Origin of the sequence: Pseudomonas marginalis (assembly GCF_024169655.1) — a bacterium.
Taxonomy (GTDB): domain Bacteria; phylum Pseudomonadota; class Gammaproteobacteria; order Pseudomonadales; family Pseudomonadaceae; genus Aquipseudomonas; species Aquipseudomonas paraveronii.
This window is the reverse complement of record NZ_JALJWV010000001.1, coordinates 19,578-40,274: the sequence shown is the minus strand read 5'-3', so window position 1 is coordinate 40,274 and position 20,697 is coordinate 19,578. Positions and strand designations below refer to the sequence as shown.

13 protein-coding genes are annotated in these 20,697 nt (G+C 64.5%); 4 read left to right on the top strand and 9 right to left on the bottom strand.

The annotated features are described in order from the left end of the window. Positions 1 to 54: 54 nt before the first annotated feature. From cysC to J2Y83_RS00135, 5 genes are all read right to left on the bottom strand, one after another. Positions 55 to 642: an adenylyl-sulfate kinase gene (gene cysC / locus J2Y83_RS00155; RefSeq protein WP_253392444.1), complete on the bottom strand. Its 588-nt coding sequence runs from the start codon at positions 640 to 642 to the stop codon at positions 55 to 57. After that, positions 626 to 2,140, bottom strand: coding sequence for a TolC family protein (locus J2Y83_RS00150; RefSeq protein WP_253392443.1), 1,515 nt, complete (start codon positions 2,138 to 2,140; stop codon positions 626 to 628). Before J2Y83_RS00150 ends, cysC begins: the two co-directional genes overlap by 17 nt. 40 nt (positions 2,141 to 2,180) lie before the next feature. After that, a complete protein-coding gene (locus J2Y83_RS00145; RefSeq protein ID WP_253392442.1) occupies positions 2,181 to 9,152 on the bottom strand; it encodes an Ig-like domain-containing protein in 6,972 nt (2,323 codons plus the stop codon). A gap of 51 nt (positions 9,153 to 9,203) precedes the next feature. Then, entirely contained in the window at positions 9,204 to 10,037 is an 834-nt protein-coding gene (locus J2Y83_RS00140) for a sulfotransferase family protein (protein ID WP_017845533.1), read from the bottom strand. 118 nt (positions 10,038 to 10,155) lie between these two features. Continuing rightward, on the bottom strand, positions 10,156 to 11,769 hold the full coding sequence (locus J2Y83_RS00135; RefSeq protein ID WP_253392438.1) for a glycosyltransferase family 39 protein: 1,614 nt from the start codon (positions 11,767 to 11,769) through the stop codon (positions 10,156 to 10,158). Between the two features lie 202 nt (positions 11,770 to 11,971). On the opposite strand from J2Y83_RS00135, the gene J2Y83_RS00130 reads away from it, so the two are divergent. Then, complete coding sequence (locus J2Y83_RS00130) at positions 11,972 to 12,559, top strand: phage tail protein (protein WP_253392436.1); 588 nt, start codon at positions 11,972 to 11,974, stop codon at positions 12,557 to 12,559. 55 nt (positions 12,560 to 12,614) lie between these two features. Further along, positions 12,615 to 12,923 (top strand): hypothetical protein, encoded by a 309-nt coding sequence (locus J2Y83_RS00125; protein WP_253392434.1) that lies wholly within the window; start codon positions 12,615 to 12,617, stop codon positions 12,921 to 12,923. On the opposite strand, the gene J2Y83_RS00120 is transcribed toward J2Y83_RS00125, so the two are convergent. The 4 genes from J2Y83_RS00120 to J2Y83_RS00105 are packed head-to-tail and all read right to left on the bottom strand — an operon-like array spanning position 12,899 to position 17,555. Further along, positions 12,899 to 13,414, bottom strand: a complete 516-nt coding sequence (locus tag J2Y83_RS00120; RefSeq protein ID WP_253392432.1) for a GNAT family N-acetyltransferase — start codon at positions 13,412 to 13,414, stop codon at positions 12,899 to 12,901. The two genes, J2Y83_RS00125 and J2Y83_RS00120, sit on opposite strands and share 25 nt — an antisense overlap. 15 nt (positions 13,415 to 13,429) lie before the next feature. Next, entirely contained in the window at positions 13,430 to 15,526 is a 2,097-nt protein-coding gene (locus J2Y83_RS00115) for a biotin/lipoyl-binding protein (protein ID WP_253392430.1), read from the bottom strand. Then, positions 15,526 to 16,845, bottom strand: coding sequence for an efflux RND transporter periplasmic adaptor subunit (locus J2Y83_RS00110; RefSeq protein WP_253392428.1), 1,320 nt, complete (start codon positions 16,843 to 16,845; stop codon positions 15,526 to 15,528). The genes J2Y83_RS00115 and J2Y83_RS00110 overlap by 1 nt, the downstream gene beginning before the upstream one ends. Beyond that, positions 16,842 to 17,555, bottom strand: coding sequence for an efflux RND transporter periplasmic adaptor subunit (locus J2Y83_RS00105; RefSeq protein WP_253400320.1), 714 nt, complete (start codon positions 17,553 to 17,555; stop codon positions 16,842 to 16,844). The genes J2Y83_RS00110 and J2Y83_RS00105 overlap by 4 nt, the downstream gene beginning before the upstream one ends. Positions 17,556 to 17,774: 219 nt before the next feature. On the opposite strand from J2Y83_RS00105, the gene J2Y83_RS00100 reads away from it, so the two are divergent. Further along, positions 17,775 to 19,943 carry an outer membrane assembly lipoprotein YfiO gene (locus J2Y83_RS00100; protein ID WP_253392426.1) on the top strand — a complete coding sequence of 723 codons (2,169 nt, stop codon included), beginning with the start codon at positions 17,775 to 17,777 and terminating at the stop codon, positions 19,941 to 19,943. Then, positions 19,940 to 20,644, top strand: coding sequence for a DUF3142 domain-containing protein (locus J2Y83_RS00095; RefSeq protein WP_253392425.1), 705 nt, complete (start codon positions 19,940 to 19,942; stop codon positions 20,642 to 20,644). The genes J2Y83_RS00100 and J2Y83_RS00095 overlap by 4 nt, the downstream gene beginning before the upstream one ends. Positions 20,645 to 20,697: the final 53 nt, after the last annotated feature.

The window sequence follows — 20,697 nt, the reverse complement described above, 5'->3', positions numbered from 1 at the left end:
GATAGGTGGGTTTATCCGAGTCTAGCCCTCACCCACGGCAGGCGCGAGCTTGCGCTAGAGGGTTTGCAGCCAGGCCTGCAGTTGTGCGACGCATTGCTGCGCGCAGAGCTGGCCGGTCTCCAGGACCAGGGCGGCTTGCGGCGGCGGTTCGTAGGGTGAGCCGATGCCAGTGAACCCCGGCAGTTCGCCGCGTCGGGCGCGGGCGTAATGGCCTTTGGGGTCGCGGCGTTCGCAGATGTCCAGGCTGGCGTTGCACCACACTTCCCGGTAGTCCGCGCCCAGGCGGTCGGCGAGCACCGTGCGTAGTTCGACCAACGGCGCGATCAGCGCCAGGATCACGATTTGCCCGTTGTCCACCAGCAACGCCGCCAGTTCGGCGGCGCGGCGGATGTTTTCCAGGCGGTCGCTGTCGGCAAACCCCAGGTCTTTGTTCAAGCCGCCGCGCAAGGCATCGCCGTCGAGCACGATGCTGTGTCGGCCTTGTTCGAACAACGCAGCCTGCAGCCCCTGGGCCAGGGTCGATTTACCCGACGCGGGCAAGCCGGTCAGCAGGATCGCCACGCCGCGATGACCGTTGCGAGCCTCACGCTGATCACGCGTGATGCTCGCGGTCGGTGCCACCAGGTTACTTGGCGACGGCACGGGGCACCGGGGCGGCGATGTTGCCGGCGGCCCACGCCGATTCGCGGCCAGCCAGCGCGGTAGCGATGGACTGCACGCGGTCGGAATCGACCTGCTCCGGCAGCGGGTCGAGCCCGGCGCTGGCGAAGATCTGGCCGTAGGCGTTGCGCAGGTCGGCGTAGGCCAGGTCGCGGCGCAGGTCGGCTTGCAGGGTATTGAGTTCGCCCTGGATCAGGTCCAGTTCGCCCAGGCCCGCAGCTTGGTGACGGTTGCGCAGTTGGGTGAGGATCTGCCCGTCGATGTCGGCCAGTTGTTCGTTGGTCTTGAACTGGCGCACGGCGTCCTGGAAGTTCGCGTTGGCGACGTAGAGTTGCGCCAGCACCGCGATGGACATGGCCTGACGCCGTGCGGTGGCAACTTCTTCGCCAGCCTTGGCGACGTCGATGGCCGCCGGCGCGGAGAGCACGTTGAACAGGTTCCAGGTGACCTTGGCGCCGTAGTCGGCCCAGCGGTTGTCCACCAGGAACGAGTTGCTGTCGTAATGCCCGCCGGCCGAGAATTCCAGGCCCGGCAGCAGACGCAGCATGGCCTTGCGGGTTTCGGCGGCGCTGATGCGGGTCTGGTAGTCCTGCTCGCGCAGTTCAGGCCGGTTGGCCAGGGCTTCCTGTTCCAGGCTGGCGAAGTTGACCTTGAGCTGCGGCACGGTGTAGTCGTCCGGCGTGGCCAGTTTGAGGTCGGTGCCCATGGGCAGGTTGATCAGGGTCGACAGTTCGGTCTTGGCCAGGGAGAGCGCGCGGCGCTGTTCCTGCAATTGGCGCGTGGCTTCGATCAGCGAGCGCTGGTAGCCCAGGGCCTGGATCGGGTCGCCGATGCGTTGCTCGCTCATGCTTTGGCTGTTGGTCTGGGCCTGGTCGACCCGCGCCATCAGGCTGTCGATCTGGGTCAGCAGGCGTTCGGCCGCGACCGCCCGCCAATAGGCCGAGCGCACGTCCTGAACGATGGTGTTGATCACCTTGCGGCGCCGCTCCTGGACGATCAGGCGCTGGTCGCCTTGCTGTTTGGCGCTGATGTAGCTGACGCCAAAGTCGAGCACGTTCCACACCATAGTCAGGTCGGCCACGCGACGGTCGCGGTCCTGGGACGTCGACGGTTCCAGGGACTGGGTGCCGGTGCGCACGCTCTGGCTGCTGGAGGCGTTGGTGTTGTTACGCCCGGCGTAACCGGCGGACAACGCCATGCGCGGCAGCATGTCGAAACTGGCGAGGTCGAGTTGGCGCTTGGCCAGGGCCTCCTCCATGATCTTCAAACGCCCTTCGAGGTTGTATTTCACCGCCCGGGCCATGGCCTCGTGCAGTGTCAACGGGCCGCTCAATGGCTCCTGATCCTTGTACATACCGTGCAGGTCGCTGCGGGCGCGCTGCTCGCTGACACTGCGCTCAATCGGCTCGCTGGTGACCGCACAACCGCTGATCGCCAACGCCAGCAGGCTGGCGCCGAACAACTTATGAACTGTTTTCATCCGTGGACTGCCCCTGTTACTGCGCCTTGATTTAAGTGTGTCAGGCCTGCATTTCGCTGATGCCGACCTGTTGCAATGCCTGCGCCAGGTCCATCACCTGGCGCTGTTCCACGTCTTTGATCTGCTGCAATTGCTGGCCCAGGGTCGGGGCGCCGAACACGCCCCGCAGGCCTTGGGCCGCGTCACCGCCGCCCTGGATCGCTCGGCTGTCGAACGCCTTGAGGCCACTGTCCCCGCCGCTGCTCTCACGGTTGAACAACCCCGACAAGGTGCTTGAACCAAACACCCCGCCATCGCCGCCACCAAAGCCGAGGAAGCCCTGTGCGCTGCCATCCCCGCCGCTGTCGCTGTTGAACACCTGGGCAATGAAGCTGGGCGCCAAGGCGCCGTTACGAATGAAGATACTGCCGATAGGCGGCAAGCCCGCGCCCATTTCACGTTGTTCGAACAACGCCGGGAAGCCGATGGGCGAGCCAAGGTCGCCCACGGGCCGGCCAAACACGATCGGTTGCAGCGGCACATCCGGCGCGCCGGCTGGCGGTGCCGGGTCGGTGACGCGGAACAGCGGGTCGCCGGTCAGGGCAATGGTGTTGATCCCATAGTTGTTGGAATTGGCATGACCGCTGCCAGCGTTGCCCGCCAGGTCACTCACCAGGCCGTTATCGAGGGTGATGAAGTTGTTCGGGGCGTTAAGGTTGGCCGTCGGCGTGAGGGTCGCGGTCCAGGTCTGGCCGCCGTCGTTGCTGGCCAGGTTGGACAAGGTGCCGTTGGCCACGCTGAGGTCATCCAGCGTGAAGCCGCTGACTTTCTCACTGAAGGTAAACGTGACGGTGGTGGTCTGGCCGACGGTCAGGTTCGGGTTGCCAATGCTGATGGTCGCCGTCGGGCGTTCGCCATCGATCACGAAGTTGTTCGAGATCGCAATGCCGCTGCCGGCGTTACCGGCGGCATCGCTGACCTGGCTGGCATCCAGCACGATCAGGTTGGTCGCGTCGGTAATCGCCGCCGTCGGGGTCAGGGTGGCGGTCCAGGTTTTGCCGCCATCGTTGCTGGCCAGGTTGGACAGTACGCCGTTGGCCACGCTCAGGTCTGAGAGCGTGAAGCCCGTGACGGCCTCGCTGAAGCCGATGGTGACGGTGGTGGTCTGGCCGATGCCCAGGCTGCCGTTGGCCACCGAAATGGTCGCGGTCGGGCGCTGGGTGTCGATCGCATAGTTGTTGGAGTCGGTGCTGCCGCTGCCCGCGTTGCCGGCGGCGGTTTGTACGCCACTGTTGTCCAGGCTGATCAGGTTGCTGGTGTCGGTCACGTCGGCCGTTGGGGTCAGGGTCGCGGTCCAGGTCACGCCGCCGTCGCTGGAGCCCAGGTTGCTCAGCACGCCGTTGGCCACGCTCAGGTCGGCCAGGGTGAAACCGCTGACGGCCTCGGAGAAGGTGATGGTCACCGCGGAGGTCTCGCCGGCCTTGAGGGCGGTGTCGCCGACCACGATGGACGCCGTCGGCAGCACGGTGTCGATGCTGTAGTTGGCCGAGTCGGTCGTTCCCGCCCCGGCGTTGCCCGCCAGGTCGGCAATGCCGGTATTGGCCAGGGTGATCACGTTGCTGGCGGCGCGGATGCCCGCCGCAGGCGTGAAGAAGGCCGTCCAGGTGACGCCGCCGTCGTTGCTGCTGACCGCGCTCAGGGTGCCATGGGCGACGTTCAGGTCGCTGTTGTCAAAACCGCTGACGGCTTCCGAGAACGTGACCGTGACCAAGGAGGTTTCGCCGGCACTCAATACAGGGTCGGCCATCACGATGGTCGCCGTCGGCCGCTGGTTGTCGATGGCGTAGTTGTTGGAATCGGTGGTGCCGCTGCCGCCGTTGCCCGCCAGGTCGGCGACGCCGGTGTTGTCCAGGGTGATCACGTTGCTCGCGTCGGTAATGCCGGACGTCGGGGTGAACGTCGCGGTCCAGGTCACGCCGCCGTCTGCGCTGCTTACGGCGCTCAAGGTGCCGTTGTTGACCGTCAAATCAGCGTTGCTGAACCCGTTCACCGCCTCCGAGAAGGTGATGACCACCGCTGAGCTGCCACCCACGCCGAGGGCCGGATTCGCGACCACGACGGTGGCCGTAGGGCGCACGGTGTCGACGGCGTAGTTGTTGGAAGCGGTGGTGCCGCTGCCGCTGTTGCCAGAGCCGTTTTGTACGCCGCTGTTGTCCAGGGTGATCAGGTTGCTGGTGTCGCTGATCGCGCTGCTCGGCGTGAAAGTCGCCGTCCAGGTGATGCCGCCGTCGTTGCTGCTGACGGAGGTCAGCGTGCCGTTGGTGATCGTCAGGTCGGCGTTGGTAAAACCGCTGACCGCTTCGGAGAAGGTAATGGTGACCGGCGAGGTGTCGCCGATTTTCAGGGCATTGTCCGCGACGACGATAGTTGCGGTTGGCCGCACCGTGTCGATGGTGAAGTTGCCTGAGTTAGTGACACCGCTGCCGGCGTTGCCGGCCAGGTCGGTGTAGCCGGCGTTGTTCAGGCTGATCAGGTTGGTGGTGTCGCGGACGTTGCCGGTCGGTGTGAAAGTCGCCGTCCAGGTGATGCCGCCATCCGCGCTGCTGACTGCCGAGAAGGTGCCGTTGAGCACGCTCAGGTCGCTGTTGTCAAAACCGCTGACGGCTTCCGAGAACGTGACCGTGACCAACGTGGTCTCGCCAGCACTCAATACAGGGTCGGCCATCACGATGGTCGCCGTTGGCCGCACGCTGTCGATCGCATAGGCGTTGGACAACGTGGTGCCGGACCCGACATTACCGACGCCGTCGACCACGCCGGTGTTGTCCAGGACAATGTGATTGTTGTTCTGAGAGATGCCTGCCACAGGCGTCAACGTCGCGGTATAGGTGATGTTGTCGCTGGTGCTCAGGCTGCTCAGGGTGCCGTTGTCAGTGGTCAGATCGGCCAGGCTGAACCCGGTCACTGCTTCGCTGAAAGTGATGGTCACCAGCGACGAGCCGCCGATCCCCAGGTGGTCGTTGTTCACCACCACCGTCGCGGTCGGACGTTGGGTGTCGATGGCGTAGTTATTGGAATTGCTGGTGCCGACGCCGACATTACCCGACACCGCCGCCTGGACGCCGCTGTTGTCCAGGGTGATCTGGTTGGTGGCGTCGCTGAGCGCGCTGCTCGGGGTGAACGTCGCGGTCCAGGTAATGCCGCCGTCGCTGCTCGTGACCGCGTCCAAGGTGCCGTTGGTAATCGTCAGGTCGGCATTGCTGAAGCCGGTCACGGCCTCGTTGAACGTAATCGTCACCAGGGAGGAACCGCCGATTCTCAGCGACGGGTTGGCCACCACGATGGTCGCCGAGGGCAACACCGTATCGATGGTGAAATTCGCCGAGTTGGTGGTGCCCGTGCCCGCGTTGCCGGACAGGTCGGCGATGCCGGTGTTGGCCAGGGTGATGATGTTGCTTGCGCTGTTGGTGTTCGTCCCAGGGGTGAAGGTCGCGGTCCAGGTGATGCCGCCGTCACTGGTGCTCAGCCCGCTCAGGGTACCGTGGCTCGCGCTCAGGTCGGCCAGGGTGAAACCGGTCACCGCTTCGGTGAAGGTGATCGTCACCAGCGACGTTTCGCCCGCGGTCAGCGCCGGGTCGGCGACCACGATGGTCGCGGTGGGGCGCACGGTGTCGATGACGTAGTTATTGGAGTCGGTGGTGCCGGTGCCGATGTTGCCGCTGGTGTCGCTGTAGGCGGTGTTGTCCAGGGTAATCAGGTTGGACGTATTGGTGATGTTAGCCGTTGGGGTGAAGGTCGCGTGCCAGGTGATACCGCCGTCACTGCTGCTCACCGCACTCAGCGTACCGTTGGCGATGGTCAGGTCGGCGTTGGTGAAACCGACGACAGCTTCACTGAAGGTCACCGTGACCTGCGAGGTCTGGCCTATCGCCAATGTGCTGTTGGCGACCACCACCGTGGCGGTCGGGCGCACGCCGTCGATGACGACGTTGTTCGACGTGGTGGTGCCGCTGCCGGCGTTACCCCCCATGTCCTGGACCCCGGTGTTGTCCAGGGTGATGTGGTTGCTCGCGCTGACGGTACTCGCTGTCGGGGTGAAGGTCGCGGTCCAGGTCACGCCACCGTCGGTGCTCTGCACCCCGCTCAGGGTGCCACTACTAACCGTCAGGTCCGCGTTGGTTAAATCAGTCACGGCTTCGCTGAAGGTGATGGTCACCAGCGAGGTCTGGCCGATGCCCAGGTTGCTGTTGGCGAACACGACAGTCGCGTTCGGCCGCTGGGTATCGACGGCATAGGTGTTGGAGTTGGTGGTGCCACTGCCGGCGTTGCCCGCGCCATCACTGACCAGGGTGTTGTTCAGTGCGATGACATCGCCGGTACGGGTGACCCCGGCGGTCGCTGTCAGGGTTGCGGTCCAGGTGATACCGCCGTCGCTGCTGCCCAAGCCGCTCAGGGCACCGTCGGCGACCGTGAAGGCGCCGGCGGTGAGCCCGCTGACCGCCTCGCTGAAGGTGATGGTCACCAGGGACGTGTTACCGCTGATGTTCAGTGCGGTATCGGACACCACGATGGTCGCGGTCGGCCGCACCGTGTCGACCGCATAGGTGTTGGACGTGGTCGTGCCGGTACCGGCGTTGGTCGCGGCATCGGTATAGAGGGTGTTATCCAGGGTGATGACGTTGCCGCTGCTGGTATTGCCGGCAGTCGGCGTCAGGGTCGCGGTCCAGTGGATATTGTCGCTGGTGCTCAGGCTGCTCAGGGTGCCGTTGGACGCCGACATGTCAGTAAGGCTGAAACCGCTTACCGCCTCGCTGAAGGTAATGTTCACCGTCGAGTTGACCGTGGTGTTCAGCGTCGGCGCGACCACCGAGACAGTCGCGCTCGGACGCACGGTATCGATGGTGAAGTTGTTGGACGAGGAGGTGCCGGTCCCCGGTGTCCCCGTCGATGTGCCGGTGACGCCGGTATTGTCGAGGACAATCTGGTTGGTGGCGCTGGTCACGCTCGCGTTCGGCGTAAAGGTCGCGGTGTAGGTGATGTTGTCGCTGGTAGTCAGGGTGCCCAGGGTACCGTTGCTGATCGTCAGATCGGCGCTGGTAAAGCCGGTCACGGCCTGGTTGAAGGTAATGGTCACCTGCGACGTGCTGCCAATATGCTGCGAGGCATTGCCGACCAAGATGGTCGCGGTCGGTGGCGGTACATAAGCGGTGTTGAGCGTGCCGCCGTCGTTGAAGATATTGTTTACCGACGCCAGAGCAGCGCCCGTACTGCCGCCACCCAGTGCCGAACCACCCGAGCCGCTGCCGCCGGCGTTGCCGGTCATCGCCGCGAAGTTGGCGGCGGTCATCAACAACGTGCCTTTGTTCCAGATCGCACCGACGCCTTTGCCGGCCGCGCCACCGGAGTCGACGGAACCGCCCTGGCCGCCGCCACCACCGCCACCACCGCCGGCACCGAGGTTATTGGAAATCACTGAGGTGCCGACAACGGTCAGGGTGCCAGTGCTGCCGTTATAGATACCGCCACTGGCCGATGCACCGGCCCGACCCGGCCGGTCCCAACCGGAGCCGCCGCCGCCGCCGCCGATGGAGATAGTGCCATTGTTCGCCGTGCCGCCAGCGCCGCCGTTACTGTAGTTGAAGCTACCGATACCACCCGCGCCGCCGACGCTGCTGCCGCCCTTGCCGCCCATGTAGTTGAGGTTATAGGTACCACCGGTACCACCCGTGTTGGCACTACCGGCGGTACCGGCGTAAAAAGCCCCTGAACCAGTGCCGGCGATACCACCATGGCCGCCATTTTGCCCGCCAAGGGCACCGCCGCCGCCGCCGCCGCCACCGACATAACCGCCGACGTAAGGTGCAACGACGCCACCGCCACCGCCGCCGCCCGAGGCCGCGTTGCTGGTCACCGTGACGTTATTCAAGGTCAGGGTACCGAAGTTGACGATACCACCGCCCATCGCCGCGGTACCGTCGGTACCCGCCTGGGCACCGTTGCCAACCGCCAGGCCCTGGGTGATGACCAAGCCGTCCAGGGTCGCGGTTACACCGCTGTTAACCTTGAGCACCTGGGTCTTGTATTGCCCGCTGAGGGTCACATCAGCAACGCCATCGAGGTTCAGGTCGCCTTCGACGGTCAGGTTCTTGCTGATGACCAGTTGTGAATTCAGGTTGACCGTCATGCTGGTGTTGAAGGTGACGATATCACCCGCCACCGCGCTGCTCAGGGCCGAGCGCAGTGAACCGACGCCACTGTCAGCGTTGCTGGTCACGGTAATGGTCGCCAGGCCGTACTGATACGCCGACATCGCCTGGTACGACAACGCGGTATGGCTTTCGATGGAGCCGGTGGCGATTTCCAGGGTCCAGTCGCCGCCCAGGCCGGTGCGGTCGGTGGACGCGGCAATATCGCGTCCGGTCAGTTGCGCCAGCGAGTCGACAAAGTTAATGCCCTTGTCGCCGGCAGCGGTGTTGCAGGCGTAGATCAGGATATCGCCGCCCACGTTCATGTCCTGGCCGATCTGCGCCAGCACTTCGCTGCGGGCCGCAACGTTGTCGGCGGACAAATAGGTATTGCCCAGCCACAGATCACCGGCATTGCCGTGGGCGATGATCTGCACCGAGCTGACGCCCTGATGGCTGCCCAGGTAATCGGCGATCTGCTGCAGGCCGTCCTTGCTCGCATCCAGTTGCACCACTTGGGTGCCGGGGGCGACGCCTTTGAGCAGATCGGCGGAGTCCTTTACGCGGGCATCGACAAACACCACGGTCTGCCCCGGCACGGCAACCGGTGCGGGGGTGGCGGGCGCGTCGGACTGCGGGTGGCTTTCGCTGCCGGTGGCGGCGTGTTCGGTGGTCGGCGCCTTGGCCGCTTCTGCGGTGGCATGGCTGTCAGCCAGGGCAGCATCGGCCACGGTGGTGGCCACTGCGCCGTCGAACAGCATGCGCGGTTCCAGCGACATAATCATCGGCGTCGCCAGGGTGCTGGCATTGGTTGTTGCTGGCCGTGCCTTAAGGTTGTTCCACCACATGCTGCTCACCCGTCGGTCGAATGCTGATTCCCGCAATGAAAAAAACCGCGATCAACTGATCGCGGCATCGGCTTTGGTACGGATCACATTGGCGGCGCTGGAGGTGCCATCACGCCAGAAAGACATATGCGCGAACTGCTCGAAGAGATCGGGCGGCAGGATGGTCCGTCGCGGCTGCAGTTCCACCTTCGGTTTGACCCGATGCAAACCGCTCACACCGAGGGCGTCGTCGAAGTCCGGCGCGTCGTAGCTCAGGTGCTCGAAATCATGCTCGAACCAGGGCTCGCCGATAAATTCGTAGACCAGCCGCATGACCCGTTCCGGGGCCTGGGAGAGCAAGTCGTAGTCGACGACCAGCATCGAGTCGGCGTGTTCACCGTAGTACGCCTCTTTGAGCGCCGACCAGGCGTACCCCACCAGGCGATTGCGCTGGCCGAGAGTTTCGACACGGCTATAGACGGTGTTGCGCTCGACGTCGTCGTTGAACAGCTTGGTGTTTTCGAAGGGGTTGGCGCGGTACACACGCTCGAGGCTGTCCATGATCCACGCCACATTACGCACGCAGGCGATCACCTTGGCCTGGGGGAACAGGTCGTGCAGCGCCGGCATGCGGGCGCACCATTGGCGGTTGGTGTCGAACACTACAGGGACAGGAGCGCGGTCGGCGTAATAGGCGTCGAACAAGCCGCGCAGCAAGCGGCGCCGGGTATTGGCATCGATGACCGAGCCAAACTCGCTGCCGGCACTGCATTGCCCCAGCACGCCGTTGAACAGGGTGCCCACAGGGCTGCTCATGCCGGCGTGAAAGCGCGGGTTCTGCAAAAGGATCGCAGACAGCAGCGTCGAGCCAGAACGGGGTAAGCCGGAGATAAAGTGATACTGCATCCCTTCACCACTTTTGTAGGACAAGAATCCATTTGTAAGCGAATCGTAACTGATGATTACAAAGTCCACTAGTGGTCAAATGCCACTGTTTTGATATTCCCTTCATTCTAAATGGATATTAGCGACAAGCCTCTGGCTGCGATGGCTCTGGGCCGAGGCATAGTACGAATAATCGCGCCCTGGCTCCGCCCCCGTCCTGCTGCATTTTTTGACGCCATCCGTCCGGTAGCGGCGCAAAATCGTCCGGTGCTTCATTGCTGCTGATCAGCCAGACACGCTGGGTATCGGCCGGCAATGCCGACAAACGGTCGAGGTAAATACGCCCGCCGTCCTGATCCACCAGGGTGCCGAAGCCATAGGCATTCGGCCGCGTCGGTGTGCCATCAGGCTTGGGCGGGGTGTAAAGCTGCAATTGGGCGTCGGTCTGGTCGTAATACACGTAGCTCAAGTACCACAGCATGTCGCTGAGGACGATGCGGTCACCTTCCTGGTAGTTACGATTGACGAACTCCACCGGCACGTTGAACTGATCATCCACATCCACCGTGGCGTTGTTCTTCACCCCCAGCAGTTCCACACCGACGCACAGCACGAACAATGCCGCGCCCAGCCATGAAAGACGCCTGGGCAGGCGGTCGATGGCCAGCGCCAGGAGGATCGGCAAGGCCAAGGCATAGACGGTGAGGTAACGTTCGATAAACACCGGCGAGATGAACGACGCCCCGTACACCAACAGCAGCGGCAGCAAAAAAAACAACGCCAGCAGCACGGCCGGCCGGTAGCGCGCCTGATCGCGCCAGGCGCTGACGCCCACCACGGTCACCAGCAGCAGCGGGAAAGACCAGAACAGCACCGGCCATAAGCCAAGACCTTCGTCCTGCAACATGAACTGCCAGATCATCGACGGCACGGAGAGCAGGCTGACCGGCGCTTCCCAGCCGATGTCGCCACCGACCTTGAGCTGCTCGACATGCTGCACCAGCCCCACCAGATTCGGCAGCCAAGGCAGATACGCCAGTACGATCGCGACGTTGACCGCCCACCAGGCCGGACGCGTGATCAAGCGCCGGCCGGGTGGCTGGGACGCACTCAACAGCCCCAGCCAGACCCAATGCACCAACACACACAACGCAGTGAAATAATGGGTGTAGAAACCGGCAGCCATCAGCAGCCCATACGCCAGCAGGTAGCGCGTGCGCTCGGGTTGGCGCACCCAATACACCAACGCCAGCGTCGCGCCCAGCAGCCACACGCCGAGCAGCGAGTACATGCGCACTTCCTGGCTGTAGCGCACCGCGCTGGGGAACAGCGCCAGCAGCACACCGGCCAGCACGGCGGCGCGACGGGTGGACAGTTGCCGCGCAAGCCAGATGCCCAGGCCCACCACGACCACGCCGGGAATCGCACTCATGCTGCGAATCGACCAGATGCCATCGCCGAACAGCGCGATCCAGCCGCGCAGCAGGAAGAAATACAGCGGCGGATGCACATCGTGGGCGGCGTGAAACCACAAGTCGACCGCCGCATATTGGGCGAGCAGCAGGCTCGAGCCTTCATCGCCCCAGATCGCTGCGGCCGTCAGGCCATAAAAACGCACGGCCAGCGCCAGCGCCAGAATCGGCACCCACCATAGGCGGCGTAACCAACCCTTACCTTCCCGGCCCCCCGCGAGGCGATTGACAGCAGAAACTGCCCCAACCTTGTCGTCTTGCTCTACCACAGACCGTCGCACCCCAATTCCCCTGCCACTGCCCGTTTTCAGGGCCAACCCTGCGCTTGCGCAAACAGGCGCCACTCTAGGACAAAAGCCCCGGATTCGCTCGTTGTTTCGCAACCGGCAGGCAGCGCTCAAAACCTGCGTCTACGCTCTGCGATGAAGCCGGATCGACTGGCTTTATATCCCCTTGAACAGCTCACACAAGGATGAACGATTCATGGAAGTATTCATCGGCACCATCCAACCTTTCGCCTTTAATTTCGCCCCAAGAAACTGGGCCTTCTGCGCCGGCCAGCTCCTGCCCATCAGCCAATACCAGGCGCTGTTCGCGCTGATCGGCACGACATATGGCGGGGACGGCACGCAAACCTTCAAGCTGCCTGACCTGCAAGGTCGCCTGCCCATCGGCCAAGGCAATGGCCCGGGCCTGTCGCAGCGGTTCATCGGCGACGTCGACGGCGTCGAAAGCGTGATGGCTACCCAGGCCAACCTACCCACGCACACCCATGGCACGGCGGCGCTGGCGGTCAGCGCGGCGGTACAACTGGCCGCCACCGCCAGCAACCCGGTCACAGCGCCGACCGCCACCCACGCGTTTATCGGCGCCTCCGGCGGCGGGCCGGGCAGTGCCTCAATCTTCTCCGACCAACAGGGCGCCAGCCCGGTACCGCTCAACGGCGTCAGCACGAGCTTGACCGGCACGCTGGCCTCGGCCGGCCAGGGGTTGCCCATGAACACGATGAACCCGTTCCTGGTGATCAACTTCAGCATTGCCCTGAACGGGGTCTTTCCGTCACGCGACTGACCCGCCCTTGGGCCGAGGCGCTTGGGCCTCGGCCTCTCTGACACGGAGCCGATGTATGTTGAACCTGGTCACCCCCGAGCACTTTCGCCCTCTGCTTGCGCGCACGAGTATGTTGTACCTGCCGGATGGGTCGGCGCTGCCGATCCAGATCCAACAGGTGACCGCTGCGCCCAAAGCCAGCTTGCCGGGCAGCCCGCGCACGGCCTTCAGCGTGTTGCTCGACAGCCTGGAGCCGACGGATTTCGTCGACGGCCTCTGCCGTTTGCCGCTGGGGCAGACCTGCCTGGAGCAGGTGTTTGTGTCCCGCGAACCCGCCATGGGCCGCGACAACGCACGCGGTTATTTCTGCATCGTGTTCAACTGAGACGGGTACCACACCAGCCGCTGCGCGGCGGGCGTCTCTTCCTCCAGCCGAAACCCCAGCGCCAGGTAATGCTGGCGCGCATGGGGGTTGCTCGCCCACACAACCGTAGCCACCGGGCAACACACCTGCTGCGCGGCCCGTTGCACGCCTTGCAGTATCGCGCGGCCAAAACCCAGGCCTCGGGCGGCGGGGATAAACGCCAGGTACAGCACGCGGATTTCATTCGGGCCAAAATCGGCACTCAGGGCGCCAATGGGCGTGTCGAGTTTTTCGATCACATAATGCAAGGCGCCGGGAAAATGCTCGCCCATACCGTTTTCCTGCACCTGAAACTGTTGCGCGATCACCGCCTCGACCAGCCCCTGCTCACCGTCGATCCACTGCAAATCGGCACGCGCCGAGCGGTAGAGGCTTTGCAGAAATGGCCCGTCGGTGGGCCGTGACGGGCGCACCGCCAGGCCTTGCGCCAAAGCGCCGTCCTTGTTCAACATGCCTTTGCACTCCTGTCAGAACCCGCTTTCCCGCACGCCCAAGGCCGCCGCTCGGCGCCAGGCCACGCCCAGCACCGACTCGCTGCGCCCTTGCAACACCACCACGCCGCGCAGCGGTTGATGGGGGGTGGCGATCGGTTGCGCACTGCGCAACCGCACACCGTATTGCGCCTGCACCGGCGCCGGGCGCTGGTTTTCGTCACGACGCACAGCAATCGGCCCATGGTGGTCGGAGGTCAGGGCTTCCTGGTCCAGATAGGCCACGCCGTTGGCATCGATGTCGGTCAACACCACCGGGATGGCGGCGCGCATCGGGTCATCGGCGATAAACCGCCCACTCGCCCCCGGTGTCACCCGCCACAACTCGGACTCCTCCAGATAACCGCGCAGGCGCGCGCCCTCTTCGACCACTTGCGCCAACGGGTCTTTAGGCGACAGCCAGCGGCCCACGCTCAATTGCGGCAGCACGTCGCGCACGGTGCCGGCATGGGGCGCGCGCAACAGCAGGCGTTCACGCTGGGCGGCGAGCCCGCGGTATTCGGCCAAGGCCTGGGACAGACGCTGATCGTTGATCCCGGCGTCGGCCGCGGTTTCACTGCGTCCGGCCTGGCGACGCATCTGCAACTGCAAAATTTCCACTTCGCGGCGCACGATGCTTTGCCGTGCGTCCAAATCCGGCGATTCCAGTTCGATCAGCACCTGGCCCTGGGTCACGACTTGCCCATCCACCACCCGCAACTGTTTTACCCGCGCCGCCACCGGCGCGTGCAAGGCACTGGCGCGCCCGGCCTCGAGCATGCTCGGCAGCTCCACGGCACTGCGCCACGGCACCACTAAGGCGAGCACGATCAACACCAGGCCCAGGCCGCTGAGCAGCACTCGCGGCGCATGGGCCTGGCTGCGGCGACTCCACCATTCGCGCCACTCCTTGAAGATCGGCAGGCAGATGAACCACACCAGTTCCACCAGCATCAGGAAGATCCCGAGCAGCTTGAAGAACAGGTGATACACCGCCAGGGCAATCCCCAGGAACAGCGCCGCCCGCCACAACCACGCCAGGTAACCCCACCACAGCAGGCGCCGTTGCATGTTCGGCGCCCAGGGTTCCGGCGCCGGTTGGCCATAGCCGAACAACCACTCGCGCAGGCGCCAGCGGCAAAGGGCAAAGGCACGGCCTTGCAGGTTGTCGACGCCCCACAGGTCGCTGATCAGAAAGTAACCATCGAAGCGCATGAACGGGTTGAGGTTGATCGCCAGGGTGGTCAGCCACGTCGCACTGGCCAGCATGAACGCCGCCGTGCGCGTCGCGCCGTCCGGCAACAGCGACCAGGCCAGCAAGGCCACACAAGCCAGCAACAGCTCGGCCATGACCCCACCGGCGCCGATCAGCAACCGCGCGCGCCGATCATTGACGCGCCAGGCGTCACTCACATCGGTGTAGAACATCGGCAGCAACACCATGAACGCCACCCCCATGCTTTGCACCCGGCACCCGGCACGCTTGGCCATAAAGGCATGGCCGAACTCATGGCACAGCTTGGCGAAGAACAACGCCGCGCCAAATGCCAGGGCACCGCCGAGGCTGAACAGGTGCGGAAACGTCGCCAGAAAACGCTGCCAGTCGCGCGCCACCAGAAACACGCCCAGGCCCAGGGTCAGCGGCAAGCCGTAGCGCAACAGCCCCGGCCCGAACCGCGCCAGCCACGGCCAGGCGCGGTTGAGAAACGCATCCGGGCGCCACAGCGGGATGCGGAAGAACAAATATTGATGCAGCAGGATTTGCCACAGGCTTTGCTTACGGGCGGCGGCCTTCAAGGCGTAACTGGCACGTTGCTGCGGGTCCAGCGCGGCGATCAGGTCATGGGCGCGCAGGAAACTCAGCAGCTCATCCACTTCGCTGTCGCTCAGGGGCAGGCCCGGCTCACGGTTGGCGGCTTGCAGGACGTGTTGCGGATCGCCCAGGGACCAATGGCGCAGCAGGCGAATGGCGGTGGCGCCGAGTTTGAAATAACGCCCGCGCACCGGGTCGGCCAGGGTCCAGCGCGGCGAGCCGTCCAGGGCCGCGCCGGCGCTGGACAGTTGCAGGTCTTCACGCAGTGGGGGCAGGTTCATCAGAGGCCGACGCTCTGGCGCAGGCCAGCCAGTGGCCGACGCAACAGGTACAGGGCCAGGGGCGCGCGCTCACCGAAGAGCTTGGCGGTGCCGCGCAGGCCGATGCGTGGCGGTGCCTCATCGAACCGCGCATCGAGGCGATAGGCGAGTTGCCCGCCGGGTGTGGGCTGCGCCTCGTAGGCGGCGCGTTGCAAGGTGGCGAGGTGACGCTGCAACGGGTCGCTGTCGAGGAACAACGCCACTTGGGCGTCCGGCGCCAATGCGATGGCATCGCCCACCGCCAGTTCGATGCGCAACTCTGCCTGGCCGGGATCGGCGATCTGCAGCAGACGCTCGCCGGTCTGTACCGGTTTGCCGGTCCAGCGTTCGGCGTCGGCAAACACCGCGATACCGTCACGCTCGGCGCGCACTTCGCTGCGTTTGAGCAGTTCACGGGCGTAGTCACGCTCGGCGCGTTTTTGCTCGACCCGTGCGGCGAGCAAGTCGATACGCGAACTCGACTCGGCATCGGCAAAGGCGCGTTGGGAATTGGCCTTGAGCTCCGCTTCGGCCACACCCAGGGCACGCGCCGCCACATCGGCCTGGGCCGTGAGGGTGGTACTTTCGAAGCGCAGCAGCAGGTCACCGGTTTTCACCGTCTGGTTGGGTTTGACCAGGAACTCGGCGATCACCCCGTCCAGCGGCGCCGCCACCACTTGGCCGGCCAACGGCACCACTTCGGCGGGCGCCAGCACCGATTGGCGCACCGGAATCAGCAGCATCAGCAGTAACGCGACCACCACCAGCACCTGACGCTTGCGGGTCAGGCGCAGCCGCCACGGCTGGCGCGGTTGCAGGGCGCGCCAGGCATGGCTGTACGTATCGCCCAACTGCGCCAGCAGCACCTGCTCGGCCGGGTTCCAGGGGGTATCTCGCGCCAGCCACACACCACCGAATACGCGGCCTTGCGGGTCGATCAAGGGCAACCAGAACACATGGCCAGCGGACAAACTCTGCCAGTCGGCCTGGACCTGCTCACTCAATTGCGCAGCCGGCACTTCCCGAGCGGTCTGACCTAGCCCGTGTTTGTGCAATTGCGCCACGGCCTGCTCGACGAAGGCCACAAACGGCGCATTCGGGTCGACGCTGCTCACCGCCGTCACCGCCCGCACCTTGCCGGCGATCAACAGCGCCGCATGGCGGTAACCGAACAACGGTTGCCCATCGTTGACCAGGCTATACGCCAATTGCTCAGTGCTGTGGGCCGCGCGGGTCTGGCGTTCCAACTCGAGAAACTGCGCGAATACCCGCTCGGCATTGCCCGTCATCGGTGCGTTCATTGCAGTTGTGCAAAGTGAGCGGTGCCGCTCATGCCTGCCATCAAGCCGCTGGCATTGGGCAAGGTCGCGACCAACAGCAGGGTCTGGCTGCCTTCGTCAATGCGGGCGCCAAGGCGTTTGACGGTGGCGCTGAATGCCTGGCCGGTTTCGTCGGGAGTGAAGCTGAACGTCTGCCCGGGCTTGAGTTTGCTCATCCAGCGCGACGGCACCAGCAAGTGGATCTCCAGGCTGCGGTTGTCGACGATTTCCAGCAGCGGCGCGCCGGCCGAGACGCTTTCATAACGTTGGACTTTGCGCTGCACCACCTGGCCGTCATACGGCGCCAGCACGCTGCAGCGCTTGACCTGCACCTGATAGACCTGGGACTGGGCCTGGGTTTCGGTGAGTTTGGCTTCGGCGCGGGCCACTTCAAACCGGCCGACCGAATTCAACGCGGCCAGTTGTTTGTTGTGGGCCAGCTCTTCGCCGGCGCCACGACTGGCAGCCGAGGCGGCATTGAGTTGAGCCTGGTAGGCCGAACAATCGAAACGCGCCAGGGTGTCGCCCTTCTTGAACGACTCGCCCTCACTGAACGGCAACTCGACAATACGGCCCGACAATTCACTGGCGAGCATCGCCTGGTCACGGGCACGCAATACGCCACGGGCTTCACTATCGGCGCTGACGGCGGCGGGCGCGTGGTCCAACAGCGGATCGTCCGCCATGACCATCGGCGTCAGGCTCACCAAGCAGCAAAAACCCAGTACCGACCTACATAACTGCTTCATATACCCGACCTCCCTGACGATGTGCGCAGTCTAGGGCAGCGGAGTTAAATTGCCACTACCCCCAGTCAGACAAATCAGCAATTTTTGTAGGCCTTTGCCGAAGCCTTCGCCGGATCACGTTATGATTGGCGCCCTCCAAGGACTCAGGATCAAGGACACGTCATGCGCATCGGTTTTCTGTCACCCCTGGCACTGGCACTGCTCGCCGGTCTCTCCCAGCCGGCACGCGCCAGCTCCGACGACTCGTGCTACCCCGACTGGAGGGTCTCGCGGGACAGCCTGGACACGTGCAACAACCTGCCGTTCCTGAGCCCCGGCAATGACAGCCGAACCAACCTGCGCCTGTTGCTGGCCGACAAAAAAGCCGCGCCCCTGGCACCAAACGCCTTGAGCGACGACGACCTGTCCCAAGGCTTCGGTCCGGTGCCGTTCCCGGTGTACCGCCTGGTGCCGATCGCCGCCACGCCGGCCGAACCGGATAGCACGCCGCACGCTTCACCCAGCGCCGAACTCGACACCCTGCTCCAGCCATTGGGCATCCAGCGTGACGAATACAAATCCGCGGGTGCTGACTTCCTGAATGGCGAAGGCAGCCGCTGTCGCAGCAACGACGACGACAGCGCTACCGCGTTTATCCGTCAGGTGCTCAAGGCCGACATGCCGGCGGCCGAGCGCGAGTTGCTGGTGAAGGCGCGCTTGCAATTGCTCACGGCGTGCTCCTGGGACGGCCAAGTGGTGGACGCACAGCAGATCCAATCCACCGAAGGCCAACTGCTTCGCACCTATCTGCAAGCCGCCGCCGACTTCTACAGCGGCCGCTTCAGTGACGCCGAGCGCGGTTTTGCCGGCGCCAGCAGCAGTCATCTGCCCTGGCTGAAGGAAACCGCGCTGTACATGACCGCGCGGACATCACTGAACCAGGCGCAGGCCGACGCCTTCGACGAATACGGCATGCCGCAACTCGAGCATGTGGATAAGTCCGCCCTGAGCGATGCCGAAGAGGGCTTCCTCGGTTACCTGAAGACTTATCCACAAGGTGATTACGTCGCCTCCGCCCGTGGCCTGCTGCGCCGGGTGTATTGGCTGGCGGACGATCACGCCAAGCTCGCCGAGGCCTATGCCTGGCAATTGACCCAGGCCACCGACGCCCAGCGCAATGTGTCCGTGGATGAACTGGTGGCCGAAGCCGACCTCAAGCTGCTGATGGTCAACGGCAAGGCGGTCAAGAACCCGATGATCCTGCTCGTCAGCGACCTGATGCTGATGCGCGCACACACGCCGCCGACCCTCACCCGCGCCGACCTCGATGGGCAAAAAGCCGTGTTTGCCGACGAACCGGCGCTGTTCGACTACCTGCAAGCGGCGTATGCCCTGTACGTCGAGCATCAACCCGACAGCGCGTTGAAGCATCTGCCCCAGGACGTGCCGTCGAACCCGGATTACTTCGCCTTCAGCCAACAGACCCTGCGCGGCCTGGCCCTGGAAGCCAAGCAAGACTGGAAAGCCGCCGAAAAACTCTGGCTGCAACTGCTGCCGCTGGCCAAGCAACCGCTGCAACGCGACCAGTTGGAGCTGGCACTGGCGATGAATTACGAGCGCAGCGGCCAGTTGGCCAAGGTGTTCGCCGCCGATTCGCCGATCAGCGCCAAACAGGTGCGCTACATCCTGCTGCGCAACAGCGCCGGGCCGGACTTGCTGCGCCAGCAGATCGCCCAGGCGCACGACCCGCTGGAGCGCCAGACCGCGCAATTCGTGCTGCTCTATAAAGACCTGCTGCGCGGCCAGTTCGCCACCTTCGACGACGACCTCAAGCAACTGCCGGCGTCGGCCCCGGACGACAAGCTGGGCACCAGCCTGGGTTATGTCTACGGCGCCGGCCAGACGTTGAAACTGTTTCAGTGGAACGGCGATAAGGCCGAATCCGGCTACGCCTGCCCGAGCATTGCGCAAACCGCCGCAACCTTGCAGAACGACGCGAAAAACCCCCACGGCCTGAACTGTTTCGGCGAGTTCATCCTGCGCAACAGCCTGGATAGCATGCCGCTTGAACAGGCGCGCGCCGCCGGCAGCCTGGGCAGCACGCCATCGGACTTCAAGGGTGCCACCTTCTCGCGGCTCGACGGCTACCAACAGGTGATCGGCAACCCCAAGGCACCTAAGGCCGACAAAGCCTACGCGCTGTTCCGCGCCCTTAATTGCTACGCGCCGTCTGGCTACAACAGTTGCGGCGGCGAAGACGTTGCGCCGGCCGTGCGCAAGGCCTGGTTCCGCCAGCTCAAGACGGGCTTTGCCGACACGCAGTGGGGCAAATCGCTGCAGTACTACTGGTGAAACCGCTGTGGCTCGGCTTGCTGTTGCTGGCAAGCCCGGCCTTCGGCGCCGTCGACGCCCGCGACTATGACGCCTTCTGGCTGTGGAGCGGCGTCACACCACAGCCGGTGCTCAAGCAAGCGAAAACCCTGTACATCCTCCAGGGCCAGATCAACGCCACCCGCCGCGCCCCCCAACGCGGCGTGCAATTGATCGCCCAGGGCATGAGCGTGCCGCGCATCACCCAGGGCGACATCTGGCTGGTCTACCGCGCCCACACCCTGCGTTGGCCAGACCGCGTCTACACCCAGTTGCTCGGCCAGGTACAACGCTGGCGCGACGCCGGCAATCCGGTGATCGGCATCCAGATCGACTTCGACGCCCGCACCCAGTACCTGCACGAATACGCCGGCTTCCTGCGCGACCTGCGCCAACGCCTGCCCGCCGACCTGCGCCTGAGCATCACCGGCCTGATGGACTGGAGCAGCAACGCCGACCCGGCCGCCATCGCCCAGCTCAACGGCGTGGTGGATGAAGTGGTGGTGCAGACGTACCAGGGGCGCCAGAGCATCCCGGATTACGCCGCGTATCTGCCACGGATGAATCGGCTGGGGCTGCCGTTCAAGATCGGCTTGATCCAGGGCGGAGAATGGGAGACGCCGGGGTATTTGAAGGGGAGTGAGTGGTTTCGGGGGTATGTGGTGTTTTTGCAGAATCCCTGAAGACGCTTGTCTGGAAAATGCCCTTTAGAAACACGTGTCCACCGTGCATGGAC

Excerpts from the sequence above, each read along its gene's own strand:
- J2Y83_RS00125 (WP_253392434.1), top strand. The coding sequence starts at position 12,615 with ATGTTGAACCTGGTCACCCCCGAGCACTTTCGCCCTCTGCTTGCGCGC.
- J2Y83_RS00100 (WP_253392426.1), top strand. The coding sequence starts at position 17,775 with ATGCGCATCGGTTTTCTGTCACCCCTGGCACTGGCACTGCTCGCCGGT.
- J2Y83_RS00145 (WP_253392442.1), bottom strand. The coding sequence starts at position 9,152 with ATGTGGTGGAACAACCTTAAGGCACGGCCAGCAACAACCAATGCCAGC.
- J2Y83_RS00130 (WP_253392436.1), top strand. The coding sequence starts at position 11,972 with ATGGAAGTATTCATCGGCACCATCCAACCTTTCGCCTTTAATTTCGCC.
- J2Y83_RS00120 (WP_253392432.1), bottom strand. The coding sequence starts at position 13,414 with ATGTTGAACAAGGACGGCGCTTTGGCGCAAGGCCTGGCGGTGCGCCCG.
- J2Y83_RS00105 (WP_253400320.1), bottom strand. The coding sequence starts at position 17,555 with ATGGTCATGGCGGACGATCCGCTGTTGGACCACGCGCCCGCCGCCGTC.
- J2Y83_RS00140 (WP_017845533.1), bottom strand. The coding sequence starts at position 10,037 with ATGCAGTATCACTTTATCTCCGGCTTACCCCGTTCTGGCTCGACGCTG.
- J2Y83_RS00115 (WP_253392430.1), bottom strand. The coding sequence starts at position 15,526 with ATGAACCTGCCCCCACTGCGTGAAGACCTGCAACTGTCCAGCGCCGGC.
- J2Y83_RS00150 (WP_253392443.1), bottom strand. The coding sequence starts at position 2,140 with ATGAAAACAGTTCATAAGTTGTTCGGCGCCAGCCTGCTGGCGTTGGCG.
- J2Y83_RS00110 (WP_253392428.1), bottom strand. The coding sequence starts at position 16,845 with ATGAACGCACCGATGACGGGCAATGCCGAGCGGGTATTCGCGCAGTTT.